12 protein-coding genes are annotated in these 18767 nt (G+C 32.1%); 2 read left to right on the top strand and 10 right to left on the bottom strand.

What is annotated here, in order from left to right:
• Positions 1-83 precede the first annotated feature (83 nt).
• The 4 genes from cphA to IAI10_RS02960 form a co-directional block, all read right to left on the bottom strand.
• Positions 84-2711, bottom strand: coding sequence for a cyanophycin synthetase (gene cphA / locus IAI10_RS02945; protein WP_315671896.1), 2628 nt, complete (start codon positions 2709-2711; stop codon positions 84-86).
• A gap of 33 nt (positions 2712-2744) precedes the next feature.
• A complete protein-coding gene (locus IAI10_RS02950; protein WP_315671801.1) occupies positions 2745-3542 on the bottom strand; it encodes a cyanophycinase in 798 nt (265 codons plus the stop codon).
• 154 nt (positions 3543-3696) lie between these two features.
• Positions 3697-5259, bottom strand: a complete 1563-nt coding sequence (locus tag IAI10_RS02955; protein WP_315671802.1) for an SPOCS domain-containing protein — start codon at positions 5257-5259, stop codon at positions 3697-3699.
• Positions 5260-5822: 563 nt separating this feature from the next.
• Complete coding sequence (locus IAI10_RS02960; protein WP_315671803.1) at positions 5823-6056, bottom strand: Veg family protein; 234 nt, start codon at positions 6054-6056, stop codon at positions 5823-5825.
• Between the two features lie 480 nt (positions 6057-6536).
• Here IAI10_RS02960 and IAI10_RS02965 point away from each other — a divergent pair, with 480 nt between their 5' ends.
• Both IAI10_RS02965 and IAI10_RS02970 read left to right on the top strand, forming a co-directional pair.
• Positions 6537-9779 (top strand): cadherin-like beta sandwich domain-containing protein, encoded by a 3243-nt coding sequence (locus tag IAI10_RS02965; RefSeq protein ID WP_315671804.1) that lies wholly within the window; start codon positions 6537-6539, stop codon positions 9777-9779.
• Between the two features lie 109 nt (positions 9780-9888).
• Positions 9889-10479, top strand: coding sequence for a hypothetical protein (locus IAI10_RS02970; RefSeq protein WP_315671805.1), 591 nt, complete (start codon positions 9889-9891; stop codon positions 10477-10479).
• A 3-nt stretch (positions 10480-10482) separates the two neighbouring features.
• On the opposite strand, the gene IAI10_RS02975 is transcribed toward IAI10_RS02970, so the two are convergent.
• The 6 genes from IAI10_RS02975 to IAI10_RS03000 form a co-directional block, all read right to left on the bottom strand.
• Complete coding sequence (locus IAI10_RS02975; protein WP_315671806.1) at positions 10483-11928, bottom strand: MFS transporter; 1446 nt, start codon at positions 11926-11928, stop codon at positions 10483-10485.
• Positions 11925-12386, bottom strand: coding sequence for a MarR family winged helix-turn-helix transcriptional regulator (locus IAI10_RS02980; RefSeq protein ID WP_315671807.1), 462 nt, complete (start codon positions 12384-12386; stop codon positions 11925-11927). The genes IAI10_RS02975 and IAI10_RS02980 overlap by 4 nt, the downstream gene beginning before the upstream one ends.
• Positions 12387-12612: 226 nt before the next feature.
• On the bottom strand, positions 12613-14151 hold the full coding sequence (locus IAI10_RS02985) for a hypothetical protein (protein ID WP_315671808.1): 1539 nt from the start codon (positions 14149-14151) through the stop codon (positions 12613-12615).
• 138 nt (positions 14152-14289) lie between these two features.
• Entirely contained in the window at positions 14290-14532 is a 243-nt protein-coding gene (locus tag IAI10_RS02990; protein ID WP_315671809.1) for a hypothetical protein, read from the bottom strand.
• Positions 14533-15095: 563 nt separating this feature from the next.
• The gene (locus tag IAI10_RS02995) at positions 15096-16763 is read right to left on the bottom strand and encodes an alpha-glucosidase (protein WP_315671810.1); all 1668 of its coding nucleotides are present in this window, start codon (positions 16761-16763) and stop codon (positions 15096-15098) included.
• 62 nt (positions 16764-16825) lie between these two features.
• Positions 16826-18511, bottom strand: coding sequence for an alpha-glucosidase (locus IAI10_RS03000; RefSeq protein WP_315671811.1), 1686 nt, complete (start codon positions 18509-18511; stop codon positions 16826-16828).
• Positions 18512-18767: the final 256 nt, after the last annotated feature.

The raw sequence follows: 18767 nt of genomic DNA on the forward strand, positions 1-18767 counted from the left end.
TCCACCAATAATTTATTCTACTCTTTATCTATTATGTGGACATTTAACATAATTGTAAAGTAAAATTTGGATGCCTGCATATGCTACGCCATTATTTTTTCTTTTTTTTCTTCGTATTTAATCCTTGATTTTACTATGTTCAAAAGAGGTTCATATTCCTCCAAAAATACTATGACTATATCTTTGGGATTAGCATTATCTATGGCTTTAGTAAATGCCTCTTCTTCTTTTAATTCTATCTCTACACGCTCTCTGCTAATTTTTTTAGTATCAAGAATGGAGTCTTCAAGTATTTTAGCTACTTCTCCTGACCTTCTGCCCCTTCTGTCTTTATCCTCTTTTATATATATATAATCAAAACCTTCTGCACAAATTTCTCCTACCCTATTTATATCCTCATCTTTTCTATCTCCAGGAACTCCTATTACTCCGATCACCTTGTTTTCCTTCATAGATTTTAACGCTTGCACTACAGATTTATATCCTTCTATATTATGCCCATAATCAAGTATTACTTTTATTCCTCCTACATTAAACATATTAAATCTTGCGGGATTCAAGCTTTCATCGCACCTAAAGGTTTTTAAGCCTTTAGCTATTATATTATAATCTATTCCTATTCCAATTAGTCCTGCTATAGAAGCTAAACAATTTTCTATATTAAATCTAAGCTTTCCATCATAGGCTATTGGTATATCATTTACATTAATAATATTAATTTGCTTATGAGCTACAGAGGCATATATTATTTCATTGCATAAATATACTCCTATACCTCCATCACGTATAGCTTTTTTCATAATTTCATTTTCTTTATTCATGGAAAAGACAACTAAATTACTTTTTATTCTATCAATTAATGTTACAGAAACAGTATCATCTCCATTTATCACCGCATATCCTTCTTCTTTTACCGCCTCAACAACTAATGATTTTACACTAGCTAAATCCTTAAGATTTTTTATTCCATCTAACCCTATATGATCGCCAGTAATATTAGTTATTATTCCAACATCCGCCAAATCGTAGGCTAAGCCTCTCCTTATAATCCCTCCACGTGCACATTCAAGCACTGCAGCATCTATATTTCTGTTTATAAGAATTCTTTTTGCACTATCAAAGCCTGTGGTATCTCCCTTTTCCACGCACTCATTATTAATATAAATTCCACCAGTTACCGTCATTCCTACATGATATCCAGCCAGAGACATGGTATGGGCGATCAGTCTTGTAGTCGTAGTCTTGCCATTGGTGCCTGTAACAGAAATGATAGGTATATTCCCATTAGTATATTTAAACATCATATTTACTATAGCTTCAGATACATTCCTAGGCTTTCCTTGAGAAGGATAATGATGCATACGTATTCCTGGAGAAGCATTTATCTCCAGCACCACCCCTTGCTCTAAAAGTGATTTCTTTATATCTTTGCAGCATAAATCTATGCCGCAGATGTTTAATCCTACAGCTTCTGCAGCTCTCACGCATAATTCTTTGTTTTCATCGCTTATAATATCTGTACAGTCAATAGCTATTCCGCCTGTAGAAATATTAGCATTACCCCTCAAATATATCTTTGTTCCTTTTTCTAATACCGAATGCAATTTATATCCACATGCTGCTATATGAGCTATAACTTCTTCATCTATCTTTATTCTGGTAAGAGGTTTTTCATGATCGCATCCTCTTCTAGGATCATGATTTAAGTTATCAATTAATCCTTTAATAGTGTTTAAACCATCTCCAACCACAAAAGGAGGAATTCTAAGTGCAGCAGCTTCCACTTTTCCATCCACTACGCACACCCTATAATCATTTCCATATATATGATTTTCCAATATTATATCTTTATACTCACTTTTAAGCTTATTATAAGCTTTAAGCAATTCCTCTTCCTTGAGTATGTTTGTAATGACACCTTTCCCATGATTACCAAACTGCGGTTTCAAAACCAAAGGATACCCTAAAGTTCTGCTATAATCTAAAAGTTCCATTTCATCATTTATTTTAAATCCCGAAGATACAGGAATTCCATTCATTCTTAAAATCTCTTTACTGGCCATCTTATCACAGGAAATATCCACAGCTACGGTGCCAGTATTCTCACATATAGTAGATTCTATAATCTTTCCGTACTTACCTAGCCCCAGCTGGACCAAACCTGTTTCTCCTAGCTTCATAACAGGAATTCCCCGCTTTTTAGCTTCATTGCATATAGCTTCTGTACTAGTTCCCATATTTTCATCTATCATACAGCGCTTTATGTTTTTTATTCTGTCATCAAAATTAATTAATTTATCATTCTTACCTATGAGCTTATTTACTATATCCATGGCTAGGTAAAAACATTTTAAAGCAGTTTCTCTATACCTGTATTCAAATATTATATAATACTTAGGTCCTTGTATTTCTCTTGCCTTTCCATAGCTCACATCTATACCTGCTATATTCTGAAGAGCTATGGTAATGTGCTCACATATATGAGCCAAATACGTACTTTCCATAAGCCTCTTTATAAATCCGGAATCTTCATCTATTCCGCATCTATGAGTTGAAAGTTCTGGAATCATTCTTATTAAGCATCTATTGAATTCATCTATATCCTTACTTGGAGTTTCTTCATATCCTTCTAAATCTACATCAGCTCTTATGCATTTCCTGTGTGAATAAATATTTCTTCCTTCAAAAATTCGTATATTTTCAAGCCTCATCTCAGCTTTTTCATCCTTTCTTATATCCACCTATTAATAAGGTATTCTGTTTTTCAAATCAAAAGTGTTACCAGCTTTTAATACATGTAATTTTATATTGAATATAGATAATATTTCATTAGGATATTGCTCCGAAACATTACTTTTTGATATGGTGCTTCCATCTATAATATACACAGCTCCAGAACCTATAACCTGAAACTCGCCGCTTCTATTTACTACTATGGCAGTATCTTCATCTATACCTATTCCTAAGCTTTGAGGATTTTCGGCCACTCCTACCATAAGTCTTCCGAGTCTTCCCCTCTGAGCAAAGTGCTGATCAATAAGCACCCCATTTATAACTCCTAACCCAGGAGCCATTTTAAGAGTACACTTTTTAGGAGAATCATCATCAGGTCCCTGTATAATCATAGTATCGCTCATTACAGAAGCACCTGCCGAAGTACCTACAATGATTCCCCCGTTAGCATGATTTTCTAATAACTTTTGATATAGAGGAGTACCGCCTAGCATGCTAGTTATTCTTAATTGATCTCCTCCTGTGAAAAATATTAAAGATGCATGTTCTATCATATTTACATTATCAATGGAATATCCATCTTGACGATTTTCAATATTTAAAATGCTTATATTCACCAATCCTAAATTCTGAAATAAATTTTTATAAATCTCTCCAACTTCTTTAGGCGATTCAGTTGCTACTGTAGCTATTACAAGTTTTCCTTTGCTTTCTACATTTTCAGCCACCTTCTTGAGTATTTCTTTATGACCATTTTTATCCTCTGCTCCCCCTATTATTATTAATGAGATATTATCGCTATCCTTCAAATAATCACCACCTCACAATATATGTTTTTTATTTTTTCCAAATGATTTAATTAATATACAAAAAAACCCTCAAAATAATTTCGAGGATTTTTCTGTAACTTACTTTCTAAAAATATATTTTTTACAATTATCTGCACTATCCTAAAACTTAATATTACACAACTGCTCTTCCTGGAATTAATAACTTTTCTCCTGGATATACCTTATCCGGATTTTCTACACCATTCATTCTCACTATTTCATCTATTGTTGTACAATATTTTTTAGCTATTTTCCACAGAGAATCTCCAGGCTGAACTATATATATTGTAATACTTGCCTTCTTAGCAGGAATTTCATCTTCTGACTCTACTATATCTACCAAGAAATCCTTATTTTCAATGTAGTGAGCTTTAGCATCTACGGTTACCAACGCCTTAACAGCTATGGTACCAGCCTCAATAGAAGCTTCTATGCTTTCCAAGTTTGCTTTAGCAAAGCTCTCCATATCAATTTTAACTCCTTCTATATCTGCGCTGCAGTTAAAAGGCAGTTCTTCAGTAACCTGCGCTACAGTTTTGTCTGACGCATTAGTTTTATACAGTACATTAACATTAACTATTCCATCAATAACAATTTTATTTTCCACCAATTTTTTATCTGTAATCACCACATCTCCATCGGTCATTATTACTTCTAAAGCTGGAGAATTTCTTGACGCATCAATATTATCTTTAACTATAACCTCTACCTTTGCTGCCCCTTTCATAACGTTAAGGTTATAGTTTTGTCTTACCATATTCATCATAATCCTAGGTGAATATGCATCCTCTATCATATCCACGCTTTCTTTGTACAAAACTTTTAGATTTGTATTAACAATAGATTCTATATCTACTATTTTATTTTCTCCAAAATCATCTTGCTTAATGCTGTATTCGCTCTTATCAACCTGAAAATCATATGATGCATACATAGAACTATCTATACCATAAATCTCCACCTCTTTGCTTATGAATACATCATCTGAAAGCAGCACCAATTCCTGACTTTCCTCTGCTCTATAAAGAACATTTACGAAAGCAAAAGCTGAAAGCTGTGCCCTACTCTCCATAATTCTCACATCTTTTTTGTGAAGCCTTATATCGCACTTAATTACATTTCCTATTTTAGGTTTGCTTTCTGGAACCAGAAGCTGGGTTTTCATTATAATCTCGTCAGTTGAGGATCCAAGAAGCTTATCTACTAATGCTTCATGCTTAAGAAGCTGTATTTCATCATCCCTGCCAATACCCTTTACAATTTCAAATTCATAATTTTTATATACCGCTGATTTAAGCTTTATTATTCCGCTTATTCCAACTTTTCTTTCATTTATTATGTTAGAGTCCATATGCTCTATATAACATTCGCTTTCACATAACATTTTATGCTCCGCACCTTTTATGTCCACATAATTTGAAAACTTATCCGTATAGGTAACATTATATACTCCCATTGTTTCTTCTTCTTTTGCAAGATAGATTACATTATAGAAAATTTGTCCTTCTACATATACCTTGTCCTGCATAGTTTCTCTTGTAACTATGTAGGGTTTAACCTCTACCATAAGTATTTCTGCCACATCTGGATGAGTATCAGGTATGAGATATTCCCCTTTTACCATGGTATCAGTAAAATTTTCTTCAAGCAATTGTTCATATTCTATACTTTCTTTTATTAAATCAAAAGCAGCCATACTATTATACCTCCCTATAATATCTACTGATAATATATATTCCATTTACTGAAAATATTACTTATTTTTTTATTTTTAGAATCTATTTTAAATTAATGTTGATTTTTATACTGATTTAAAGCTTCGATTTGTGATTTACAAATTATAAGTAATAAATTAAGAGTTAAGAGCTTATGTAGAAATCGCCTCTTAAAAGAGGCGATTTCAATCGTATAATCCTGCAATATTCATGCATAATATTGCTATAATTTTTAATTTTATATTGACAGACGACAAAGTTTGACGTATCATAGTATATGGTTATTGACCATATAACCTCTCATAAATTCTCAATACCCTTTTATACCATAGTTGAAAGATGGATACCCACCATCTTTCTTTTTTTATGTAATAATTTAAATTTACTATTAATGTTATGATTATATTATATATATCATTAAACTTCCTATATTACAAAATTCCTGGTATAAAAAATAATTATTTCAAAATATTGTATACTACAGGTAAAAAAATAAAGATCACCTTGTTATATATCAAGATGATCTTTTGGATATTTATGTACGTTATACATAAACTAATTGAACTGTCTTAGTAAGTACATCACTATAACTGTAAGTCACTGTCCTGTGGGTGTCATTATCCAATCTGATAACAAATATGCTAGGGTACGTTTTTTCAATAAAGCCCTTATTAATAAGAACTTTTCTTCTGCCACCATTTGCCTTCAATGTAACTGCTTCCCCAACATGATCTTCTATGTCCTTTTTTATGGAAGCAAGTTTATTTAATTTTTCCATAGAAACACCCTCTTTCCACAATTATATTATAGCTAACAACTTATAATTTGTCAAATAAATATACTATTTTATCACTTAACAAACATATTTGTCAATGTTAACTTTATGTAAACATTCTGTGTTTACTCTGTAAACAAGTATATTATTGCACGATTTTAAATAATTATTCGTTATTACGATTTTTTTGTTAATAATTTAGCATTTATATTTTTTTATATAATTCCATACATTTCATTATAATAAAAAATTTACATTAATTATTGGTAAATTTACTATATATGCAGTTTAAATTTGTAAAAAATACAATTTTTAATACAATTACTTTTAAAACGTACTCTTAATTAAAATTATATATATAATTATCAAGGCTATAAATGTATTAAGATATTTTAACAATTATTAATTTAATTGATGTTTTTTTTAATATTTTACTGCATTAGAATTTATTATTGAGCTTTATTTTTAGGAGGATGATGTTTTATGTCTATTAAAAAACACGGGATTGGTAAGATAGCTTTTAGCTTTTTAGTTATTTTATCTATCGAATTTTCTGGCTTTAGCTTACCCAAAATAGGAAAAACTGTAATTAGTACTAAAGCTGCAGCCAAAGCTTATACTTGGAACAACACTATTCCAGTAAAATCACCAAAGGCAGGTGCAAAAAATAATCACAAATTAGTTCTATTTGATAACACTCATGACAACACTGCGGGGCAAGCTGATTGGGTTATTGACGGAGGTTTCTCTGACTTCGCTGACGCCTTAGTAAATGAAGGCTATACCGTGGAAGAATATAGAGGTGTAGATAAAAATGGCGATGGCGCTATAAGATTTTATGATGATAGAAATTTACCTGCAGATGAAGAAGGTACTGCTGAAGATAAGAACGAAGCAATAATTACATATGATGCTATAAAGGATGCTGACGTATTTATAACTGCAGAATCAAACAGACCTATGAGAAAATCTGAATATGCCGCATTAAAAAAATTTGTTGATGCTGGAAAAGGAGTTTACTTCATAGGAGATCACTATAACGGTGATAGAGATTTAAACACTTGGGACTCCACAGAAGTATATGATGGATACAATAGATGTACCAATGGCAGCTACAATATGGGTGGCGTGTATGGTGACTTAAGAAACCCTGATGATGCATCTAAAGGATGGCTATCTGAGAACTTTGGAGTTCGTTTCAGATTTAACGCTGGCGATTCAAACCCACAAAATGGACAATCAGGTCCTACTGATATAAGACCTGCTAACGAAACTGAAGGCTTGACTGATGGCGTTGTTGGACAAAAAATACTAATGGCCGCTGGGTCAACTATTTCAATTACAGATTCCAGCAAAGCTAAAGGAATAGTATATTTCCATGACAGCGACAGCCTGGTGCCTTGGAGTTCCGGAGTAGAAAACTCTCATGGAGGAAAAAGCATATATTTCGGAGGGGAAAAAGAAGGAGCTTTTGTTGCTATATCCAAGCCAAGTAATGGCAGAGCTGCATTTTTAGGTGATTCTTCTCCCGTTGAAGATTCCACTTCTAAATATTTAAACGCAACTAACGGAAAATCTAAAACTGGCTATAATGGATGGACAGACCTTGGTAATGCTGCTAAACTTTCAATTAACATAGTTAATTGGCTTGCGGATTCTTCTCAAAGCTATGTTGGCTTCGGAAGCACTGGTCACCCTAAAGATATATACGGAAATACTCCCGTACCTATGGCAGATGTAGAAAAATCTGACCCTGACAATGGTAATCCTTGGTCTCAGCCTTCTGGCGGATATGATCCATGGAATACAGATACCTGGGCTGCTGGATCTTATGGAGCGCCATATGCAGCTACACAAAATACTGCTTACAAATTATCCATATATCCTAAATATGTGTATTTAAATGAACCTTTTGCTATAAATATCACTGGTACTGGCTCTAGTTTAAAATTAGGTGCCTATATCAATTCAGGTGCTCAAAATGGTACTCAAGTAGCTCAAATATATGATAAGACAAATGATACTTGGTCTCAAAAAGGATACACTGGAATTACGGGTTCTACTCCAACAACTGTGACAGCCAAGATTGCCCAGCTTCCTACTGATGCAACAGGTCAAAATATAAGCATAAGAATAAAGGACGGCTCCACAAACGGTGATACTCAAAAGGTAACTGGAATTTCCAGCGGATATGGATATATCTCAGGTTCTGTTGATGCAAATTCAGGTGACATTGCTGTAGCAACTCAGGGAAGCGATATAATAGGAACAGCTCAAGTTGATGATAGCAAAAATGTAAAAATAGCCTGCATAACAGGTTCCAATATAAATTTGAGTTTGTATAATTCTCAAGGCATAAAACAGTCAGATTTATCTGGTACATATTCAGTTTCAGATGGCCAAACTACAGCTATTTCAGTTCCTAAATCAAGCAATGCTAATTTAAAATCACTCTCTCTAGCATCTGGAGAAAATAATATTACTTTATCTCCTGCATTTAGCTCTGCAGTTACTGAATATACTGCTGAAATAGATAACAGCATAAACACTGCAAATATATCTATAGCTGCTGAAGATTCAAAAGCTACTGCAACTATAAATGGCAAAGCCGTAGTAGACGGAAAAGCATCGGTAGATAACATTGCTGTAGGCAATAATACTATTTCGATAGTAGTTACTGCTGAAGATGGCTCAACAAAAAATTATACAATCACTTTGACAAGAGATATTCTTCACGTATCCTCAGTTAAATTAGACGAAAATAGTATAGAAATGCTTTCAGGAGATTCTCATAAGCTTTCCTACAACATTTTTCCAGCTAATGCTGATAATAAGGATGTAAAATGGACATCTAGCAATACAGATGTGGCAACCGTAGATGCTGAAGGAAACGTAAAGGCTGTAGGCCTTGGTAATGCGGCAATAACTATTGAAACTCTAGATGGTGCTTTTAAAGATACTTGTACAGTAAAAGTTACTTACAATTCAGCTGTTGAGATAACTAATTCTCCTGGTGATATTCAAAGCGCCATAGCTAATTCAAATAGCGGTACAACTATAAATGTAAATTCTGAAAGTAATCCTATAGTAGATTCTTCAATATTTTCAGCAATAAGCGGTGAAGACAAAACCATAGTGTTTAAACAAAATAATGCTGAATGGTCCTTTAGTGGAAAAGATATTAGCGAAACCGCAAAAAATATTGATTTAACAACTTCTATAAGTAAAATTGATTCTTCTACATCTGAAGATGCCAAGGATATTTTAAATAAATTAGAAGATGATAATTCAATACTTATTAAATTTGCTGATAATGGAGTTCTTCCAGGAAAAGCTACAGTTAAATTACTTTTAGGAAGCGATTATGCTAACAAAAAAGGATTATACTTGTTCTATTACAATCCTTCAACAAAATCTTTAGAAAAGCTTAGCAATGCTATCAATGTTGACAGTGATGGATGGGCAGTAATTCAAATAGTACATTGCTCAGAATATGTATTATCAACCAATGATGTTAAAGCATCAACTTCAACAGATACTACAACAAATACCGGAAATAACAATAACACTCAAAATATAAGTGCACAAGCCTCAGCTTCAGGCAGCTCTTCACTACCTAAAACAGGAGCTATCATTGATGATAAAGTTTTAGGAGCTGCAGGAGTAATATTGATTATACTGGGCGGAATACTAATTTTTAGAAAGAAAAAAGGAAACTTAGAATAATTTAAAATAGTTTAAATGCCGAAGTTTAATTATATAATCAAACTTCGGCATTTTTTCATAGAATGTAATGTATAAATAACCTTATGATATAGAAAAGCGGTGAGGGTTAATGAAAAAACGTAAAAATATTTGCAATACTTATGAAAATGCTATTCTTCCTCCTTGTGCTAACTTTTTAAATAATGCCAATCCTTTAGTGAAAGATAACACTTATATATATAGAAATTATAATTCATTGTACTGCTTCATAGCCACTAACCCTTTAAATTCTACTCAAAATAGCAATTCTATTCAAGTTTATACCAATTTGCAAATCAGCCTTTATAACTATATAATAGGTTTATTTATAAACGAAATACAGCTTAAAAAAATTAAATATGATGAGCACCTAGAAATTCATTCAGATAAAAGTACTAATAAATTTATTCATGATACATTAAAAAGCAATCTTGAACTTAAAGCTAATTTTATTCCTTACTTATCACTAATAATTTCAAACAGCTACTCTATAGTGTCCCTTTATACAAAAAATATACCAATAACCCCTCTTAATTATTATATACTTTTTGTTTTAAATAGACTTGAGGGGCAGCCAGGATTATTTTTTGGCAATAATTCCTACACCACCCCTGATATTATTAATTTTAATTTGGCAGCTCTTAATATAAAATTTCCTTACATGAATCCAAAGAAAAAATAATCCTTAAGCTACCTTAGCCTTGCTATCTTTGTTTTTTTTACTACGATATAGCCTTACAGCAGTCATTGCAGCACCTATTATACAGCTTAAGCCTGCAAAGATATAAACATATCTCATACCATATACAAACACGTCATCTCTGCCCTTTACATAATCTACTACCCTATATCCTATTTTGTGACTCATTCTGTTATATAATATAAGAGTGGCAAGAGCAGTTCCCAAAACCATTCCTAAGTTTCTTATAAGAGCATTTACACTCCCTGCAATTCCTAATTTATCCTTAGATACTGTAGACATTACTAAAGAGTTATTAGGTGATTGGAACATACCATTTCCTATGGTCATAATAACTATATACATAACCAACATTTCTGCAGAAGAATTTTGATTAAGGCTGGATATTAAAAATAATCCCATGCTAGTAATCAATAATCCAAAGAAAGTCAATATTTCAGATCCAATTCTATCTGACATATATCCACTAAAAGGTGCTACAACAGATAACACTAGCGGTGATATCATCATAAATAAGCCTGTCTTAGAGGCTGAAAATTTTAGTACATCCTGAAAATAAAAGGGCAGTATTATATTTGATGCGCTTATAGCTATAAAAGATGTAAGTGCACATATTATGCTTATATTAAATAAACTGCTTTTAAATATGCTAAGCTGAAGCAGAGGAGTATCTATTTTACTTTCTGCTATAACAAAGATTACAAAAGCTGCAGCAGATATTATAAAGGCTGAAATTATCATAGCATTATTGTAGCCTGTATTTTGTCCTTGAACTAAAGCTCCAAACAAAAGCACAATGGCAATAGTAAACAAGATTGCACCCTTTCCATCCAGCTTTTCTTTGGCTTCAGTTTTAGCTCTAGGGAATACTTTTAAGGTAAGTATAAATACTGCTATTCCAACAGGAACATTTACCAGGAATATATATTCCCAGCCTACTGCTGAAACTATAAATCCACCAAGTGGAGGACCTGCCATAGCACCTAAAGCTACAAAGGTTCCTAAAACTCCAAGAGCTCTTCCTCTTTCATTGCTTGGAAACACCTGAGTAATTATACCTTGATTTGTACCCATAGTAGCAGCAGCACCAATAGCTTGTATGACTCTAGCTATTACAAGCACCACTAGAGAATGTGTAAGTCCGCACAAAAACGAACCAAGAGTAAATATGAGCACTCCAATTCTAAATATTTTTACCTTCCCTAATATATCACCTAGTCTTCCAAATATTAATATAGTAGCAGCTATAGTAATAAGAAAGCTAGTTACAACCCATTCAATAGATGCCATGCTTACCTTAAGGTTATTTGCCATGTTAGGCAAAGCTACATTTACAATACTTCCATCTAAAGTTGCCATAAATGTTGCAAGCACTATGGTTATAAGCATTATCCATCTATTTTTATATGCATTACTATCTGTTTTGTTCAACCTTTCTTCATCCTTTCACATTGTTTTTTCCTATAATTTTTACCATTTACTAAAACTCTCTCTAAAAATCCTATTATTATTTCTACCTCTTCATCACTATAGCCTTCCACTAAAATGTCTATCCATTCAAATATTATTTTTCTTATGTCTGGTATTATTATTTTTGCCTTTTCCGTGATATATAGCTTATAAGCTCTTACGTCTTCTTCATTTTCCTCTTTTATTATGTACCCAAGCTCTATAAGTTTTTTAATTGACCTTGCAGACATGGCTTTATCAATATTTAGTTCTCTGCTTATATCATTTTGACTAATGCCTGGCTCACGATTTAATACCATTAAGTATGGATAAGTTCCTATAGTCAGCTCATATTTAATAAGTTTCTGATCTAAATAGGCTTGAGTGCATCTGTAAATATTGCTGTTTAATTTTATAAGAGAGTCTCGCTTTTTGTTCATATGCAGTACCTTCCACATAGGTTATAATTATTATTTCTTAAATAGCTTATCATTATATAGTTGATTAGTCAACTATATTTTTGTTAAAAATGCTACATAAAAAAAAGTAATAAGCAACAGATAAGGGTGAATATTTAGGTTAAAATTCGCCTCCCTAGTGACCAATTTCCGCCTAAATTATTCTCCCTTAAATATTTACTCTTACTCCTTTAGTGATTTCAGCCTTCTATAGATTTTCATATTCTTCTCTAGTATAAAATTGTCTGCCTTTTAGATACTTTGGAATATCCTTTTCCTCATCATTTATGCTTATCTTAGCATACTTTTTCCCTATTTCTAAGGAATATACATTTGTATCATAGGAAAGCTTTCCTATACATCTTAACCTTAATTTTAGATTATCACTGAGATTAGGTATATCAAATAAGGTTAAAAATCTCTTGCAGCGCCCTTTAAAAGCCTTTTCAGGATCTAGGTTGTCCAATTCTTCATTATCGAAAATAAAATCTATGCAGAACACTTCATTTTCTACATATATGTCTGTCTTACAAAATTCAGCTACATACTGCCTGTTTTGATTTGCCCTAGATATTCTGGAGAATTCCTCAAGCTCGTCTATGAAGGTAAGAATAGCTGAATCATCTGCTAAATCATTTATTCTATAAGCAGAACTAGTGTGATTTGAAACTGTCATAAGTATTTCACGTTTTGTTCCATAGGAGGAATAATCCACATCATTTGATGAAATATCCGACTTATTACTATATTGCAACTTAGAATTAGCAAAAGACTTTACTGTTCTCATAAGCAGAAATGCACTCATAATTCCATGTTGATATTCTTCAAAATCTTTTGAATATCGAAAATAATAATTTGTATTTCTGCTAAGATATATCCTTGTAATCCAACTTTTTTTAACAATTTCTATTTCTTGTTCAGTTAATTTTTCTAAATTTTCTTTGTTTAATCCGTTATATACTCCATTTTCTGTAATAAATATCTTTCTTTCTATATTTTCAGCTTCCTCATCACCCTCTTCACTTCCAAATTGCATATTTAGCGCATTACTTAAAAATTGTAAAAAGCTATCAATATTATTCTTTTGGACCATGTCAAAGTTAAATTTAAATTCACTAAAATTATTTATAGAAAAATACGGAAGTATATTCCCTATAGACTTATTAATTTTGTTTATTTTTTTTAAAGGGTATCCTAAATCATGAGTAAGACATACTATACACCTTTTGGAATCTTCTAGTATAATAAGTCTATAAAACTCCTTAAGCCTGCTAATAAAATCTTTTAAAGAGTCCTCCAACCCTAATTTACAAAAAACATCTCCTAGTTCCTTCATAACTTCAAATTCTCTATATTGATTCTTAAACAAAAATCCATACTCTTTATTTTTAGTTATATATTCCCCCAAGAAATAAACCCAAAGGCAGTGTACCGTGTGATCTCTATAAAAAGAATCTGATGCAAATATCAATTCTTCAAAATTTACGAATTCATCAAAATAGCTAAAAAGTTCATCGTATCCCCTTTTATCAGGATCAATATAACTCATAGCCGACTCAAAGAGAAGTTTCCAAAGCTTTTTAGAAGCTTCTATCTTTTCATGCATATTTTCTGCTTCTTTTAAATTTAAAATATATCTTCTGATTTCTGTTTTAAACTTGGGTCTATTTTTCAAAAAGTTTATATTGTCCTTGTCCATTTCAGAAAGATAAAATTCCAATACATTATTTTCATTTACTAATGCCATTTATATGCCCCCTATTTACTCCATTTACAATACTTAAATTAATTATGTATATTATACAATATTTTCTTTGAATAGTACAAAAAGTATTTCTTGTTTAGTTTTGTTTTAAAATTTTTATATTATCTTAAGCCATAGCCTTTATTTAGAATTTTCCTCTTTAACTTCTTCTCTGCTCTTGCTTACAAGCACATATTGCATACCTTGTTTCAATTGTTTACCGTTGGTTCCTTTCATAGCTGGAAAATTAAAATCATCTAAACGATATAAAGTATTTTCAGCTGTAGCTTTTTTATGAAGCAAGGAAAGCGCTTTGTTAAATATATCAAAATTTATTCCCTTTCCACTGTAATCATAAATAATAGAAAGCACTTTGTTATTCAAGGGAGAATCCTTTTTATTATTTGGTTCTGTTTTAAATCAGTGTTGATTTTTACACTGATTTAAAACTTCCTTCAGTTCGGGAGGCTATGTTTTAAAATGTTGATATTATCGTTTGAGTTCTAGGAACTCTTAGGGATTGCGACTTATAATTGGCGTAATTTTGCCCAGGACGGGCAAAGCAATTTTAGCGCCACGGAGGGCGCATTAAAATTGGTAGTCAATTATAACAAAGTAGCCCTTAGAGTTCATCCCATGGGTTCTGAAAGAAACCATGCCATTACGAAAAATGCCTTTATCAACATTCTTTTAAAACATAGCCTATTATTTAAATTCTCAGCAAAATAGTTATTCACGGTGTTATTTTCTATATTAGATATTTCAGCAGAAAAACTATTGACAGCGCCGTAATATACACCTTTAGGGAGTTTACTATATAATAAATTTTTTTTAAAATGCAAATGTTTTACATAAAACATTAAATACACTAAAAAAAGTAGCCTACTGTAATAGTATGGCTACTCGGCAATTTATTTAGTATATTATTTTACTCTGTAGTTGATAACCTATTGTAATTCAAGCATGTATAATCTGGCTTCGTAAGGTTTTAACACATATTGGTTTTCTTCATTTATTTTATCATAATTCTTTAGTAACAGCTGTCCATGGGATAAATCATAGGGCACCTCTAAAATTTGCTCTTTCTTGGATAAATTGCAGGCAATTAAATATATTCCTTTTTCATCTTTTCTTTCATAGGCAAATATGCTCTCGCTATCCTCCATCAGCAATTTATATTTTCCATATATGAGGGTCTTATGATTTTTTCTTATGCCTATCATAGCCTTATAAAAACTTAAAATAGAATCCTTATCCTTTTTTTGCTGCTCTGCATTTATATATCTATAATTTTTATTAACCTTCATCCATGGAATTCCATTAGAAAATCCACCATTTGTATCATTATTCCACTGCATTGGAGTTCTTGAATTATCTCTGGTGGTGGCCTTCATGATATCCAAAGATTTCTTCTCGTCCATCCCTTGTGTTATTCTTTCCTCATAAACATATATAGAGGGCGCATCTTTAAATTCATATACGGAATCATAATCTGCATTTACCATGCCTATTTCCTGTCCTTGATAAATGAAAGGTATTCCCTTTTGCATAAAATACATAAGAGCTAAGCATTTAGCGCTTTCTTTCCAATACTTATCTGCATCCCCAAATTTATTTATGCTTCTTATTAGATCATGATTCTCTAAAAATAAGGCAATCCATCCATCTTCCTCTGTAGCGTACTGCCATTTAGACAATGCTTCTTTAAATTCAATAAAAGAATGCTTTTCTACATTATTCATATTCCAAAGATGCTGATGCTCAAACTGAAATATGCAAGAAAATTTACCTTTTTTAGTTGATATCCATTCTTCCATTTCATCCGAATGAACTCCGCTTGCTTCTGCAATTGAAAAAACATTATAGGGTTTAAAAGTTTTTTCACTAAGCTCCAATAAAAATTCCTGAATTCCCTTTTGATTCATGTGCTTGTCAAAGGATTGTACATACTCCAAATTATCTGGATTAGGCATATCGGAATAATCATTTTTCTTTATATGGCTTATGGCATCAACACGGAAACCGTCTATTCCCTTATCTAGCCACCAGCATATCATGTCATATAAATGATTTCTTGCATCTGCATTTTCCCAATTAATATCTGGCATCTTTTGGCTAAACACATGAAGATAGTACTGATTAGTTTTTTCATCATATTCCCAGGCCGAGCCTCCAAAAATGCTTGCCCAATTGTTTGGAGGCAGTCCATCCTTTCCATCTTTCCAAATATACCAGTCTCTCTTTGGATTATCCTTAGAGCTCCTTGATTCAATAAACCATTGATGCTCATCCGACGTATGATTTATAACTAAATCCATTATGATATTTATACCTCTAGCATGAGCTTTTTCTAATAGCTCATCAAAATCTTCCATGGTTCCAAATTCCTCTTGAATGCTTCTATAATCGCTTATATCGTATCCATTATCATCATTAGGAGATTTATATATAGGGCAAATCCATATTAGGTTTATGCCTAAATCTTTTAAATAATCTAATTTATCTATTATTCCTCTTATATCTCCGATTCCATCTCCATTGCTGTCATAAAAGCTTCTAGGGTATATTTGATAAGCTATACTTTCCCTCCACCACTGACCTTCTTTATTTACCATTTGTAAACCCCCTTTGTAAAATTTGAATAAACTAAAAAGTAAAGCTATGTTTTTTAATAAATCTAAAATTTATATTCATATACTCTTGCTTCGTAAGGTCTTAATTCTATTACTGATGATGCTTTTTCTTCCGGGTAATTTGATACTAAAAGTTTCCCATTGCTTTCTTGAAATTTTTTAGGTATTGTAAAACTTAATTTATTCTCAGAGAAATTGCATACAATCAATAAATTTTCATTATTCATGCTTCTTGTATAAGCATAAATGTATGGATCTTCTGGCAAAAGCAATTCATAATCCCCATACACTATTATTTCATTCTCTTTCCTTAAGGAGATTAACTTTTTATAGTAGTTATATACAGAATTTTCATCATTTATCTGAGCTTCCGCATTGATTTCACTATAGTTTTCATTTACCTTTATCCAAGGATCACCAGTGGTAAAGCCAGCATTAGGGGTTACATCCCAATGCATAGGAGTTCTAGCATTATCTCGGCCTACGTGATAGATATAGTCCATCATAACCTCAGGCTTTATGCCTCTTCCAGCAACATTTTCTTTATATGCATTTATAGTTTCGATATCTCTATAATCCTCTAGAGAATCGAATTTTACATTTGTCATGCCTAATTCTTCACCTTGATATATATAAGGAGTACCCTTTAGCATATGCAGGCATGTGCCTAGCATTTTAGCTGAAATTTCCCTATATTCTTTGGTATCGTTACCGAAACGTGAAACAGCTCTTGGCTGGTCATGATTGCTCCAAAACAAGCAATTCCACGCCTCTCCCTTCAATCCCTTCTGCCATTTATCAAAAACCTTTTTAAGCTCCACTAATGAAAATTTTTTATTGCTCCATTTTCCGTATTCTCCGTTAGTGAGATCCATATGTTCAAATTGAAATACCGTATTTAACTCTTTTGAAGCATATCCAGCGTATTTTTTTGCCTCTTCAATAGTAACTCCGCTGGCCTCTCCCACGGTCATTATATCATATCTGGATAGTACTCTTTCATTCATTTCCTTAAGATATTCATGAACATGTGGTCCATGTATACAGTAAGGTGATAAATCTCCATACAAACCTCCATGAGTTTCTCCATCAGGCAAATCTTTGACTTTAGATATGAGGCTTATTACATCCATTCGAAAACCATCGATACCCTTATCTAGCCACCAAGTCATCATTTTAAAAACTTCATCTCTTACCTTAGGATTGTCCCAATTCAAATCAGGCTGTTTTTTTGCAAAAATATGTAGATAATACATATTAGTTTCTTTATCATATTCCCAAGCCTTTCCTCCAAACCAGGAACCCCAATTATTAGGCTCTGCACCTTCTTTGCCTTCTCTCCAGATATAATAATTTCTGTAAGGGTTGTCCTTTGATTTTTTGCTTTCTATAAACCATTTATGTTCATCAGAAGTATGATTAACCACTAAATCCATAATGATTTTTATTCCTCTTCCATGAGCGGAAGCAAGCAATTCATCAAAGTCTTCCATTGTTCCAAAGTCATCCATTATATCTTGATAGTCACTAATATCATAACCATTATCTGCATTTGGAGATTTATATATAGGAGACAGCCAAACCATTGTAATGCCTAGATTTTTTAGATAGTCCAATTTTTCAATTATACCTCGTAAATCTCCCATTCCATCACCGTCACTATCCTTAAAGCTTCTTGGATAAATTTGATATACTACACTCTCTTTCCACCAAACCTTTTTTTTACACATATTTTACTCCTTTCAATTGTTTATTTCCCATAAGACATAAGTATACGATTACTTATAATGAAAGATTAGTAATGTATTTAATTATAATTAAATACTAAGTTAAGTAAAAAATATTTTCTCTTCCTTCATATACTACATCATACAATATTGCTTTTTCAATAGAAATAAAATATTTTACAAAACAAAAGCACATACAGAAATTAGAACTTAGTGATAAATCTGTACTTATGTTGTATACTATATAGAAATGACCGCA

The organism is Clostridium sp. 19966, from assembly GCF_032335695.1.
GTDB lineage: Bacteria > Bacillota > Clostridia > Clostridiales > Clostridiaceae > JACTOJ01.

What these genes read in the sequence shown, in the direction of transcription:
- cphA (WP_315671896.1), bottom strand. Translation starts at nt 2,711, where the DNA reads ATGAGGCTTGAAAATATACGAATTTTTGAAGGAAGAAATATTTATTCA.
- IAI10_RS02955 (WP_315671802.1), bottom strand. Translation starts at nt 5,259, where the DNA reads ATGGCTGCTTTTGATTTAATAAAAGAAAGTATAGAATATGAACAATTG.
- IAI10_RS02960 (WP_315671803.1), bottom strand. Translation starts at nt 6,056, where the DNA reads ATGGAAAAATTAAATAAACTTGCTTCCATAAAAAAGGACATAGAAGAT.
- IAI10_RS02965 (WP_315671804.1), top strand. Translation starts at nt 6,537, where the DNA reads ATGTCTATTAAAAAACACGGGATTGGTAAGATAGCTTTTAGCTTTTTA.
- IAI10_RS02970 (WP_315671805.1), top strand. Translation starts at nt 9,889, where the DNA reads ATGAAAAAACGTAAAAATATTTGCAATACTTATGAAAATGCTATTCTT.
- IAI10_RS02980 (WP_315671807.1), bottom strand. Translation starts at nt 12,386, where the DNA reads ATGAACAAAAAGCGAGACTCTCTTATAAAATTAAACAGCAATATTTAC.
- IAI10_RS02985 (WP_315671808.1), bottom strand. Translation starts at nt 14,151, where the DNA reads ATGGCATTAGTAAATGAAAATAATGTATTGGAATTTTATCTTTCTGAA.
- IAI10_RS02995 (WP_315671810.1), bottom strand. Translation starts at nt 16,763, where the DNA reads ATGGTAAATAAAGAAGGTCAGTGGTGGAGGGAAAGTATAGCTTATCAA.
- IAI10_RS03000 (WP_315671811.1), bottom strand. Translation starts at nt 18,511, where the DNA reads ATGTGTAAAAAAAAGGTTTGGTGGAAAGAGAGTGTAGTATATCAAATT.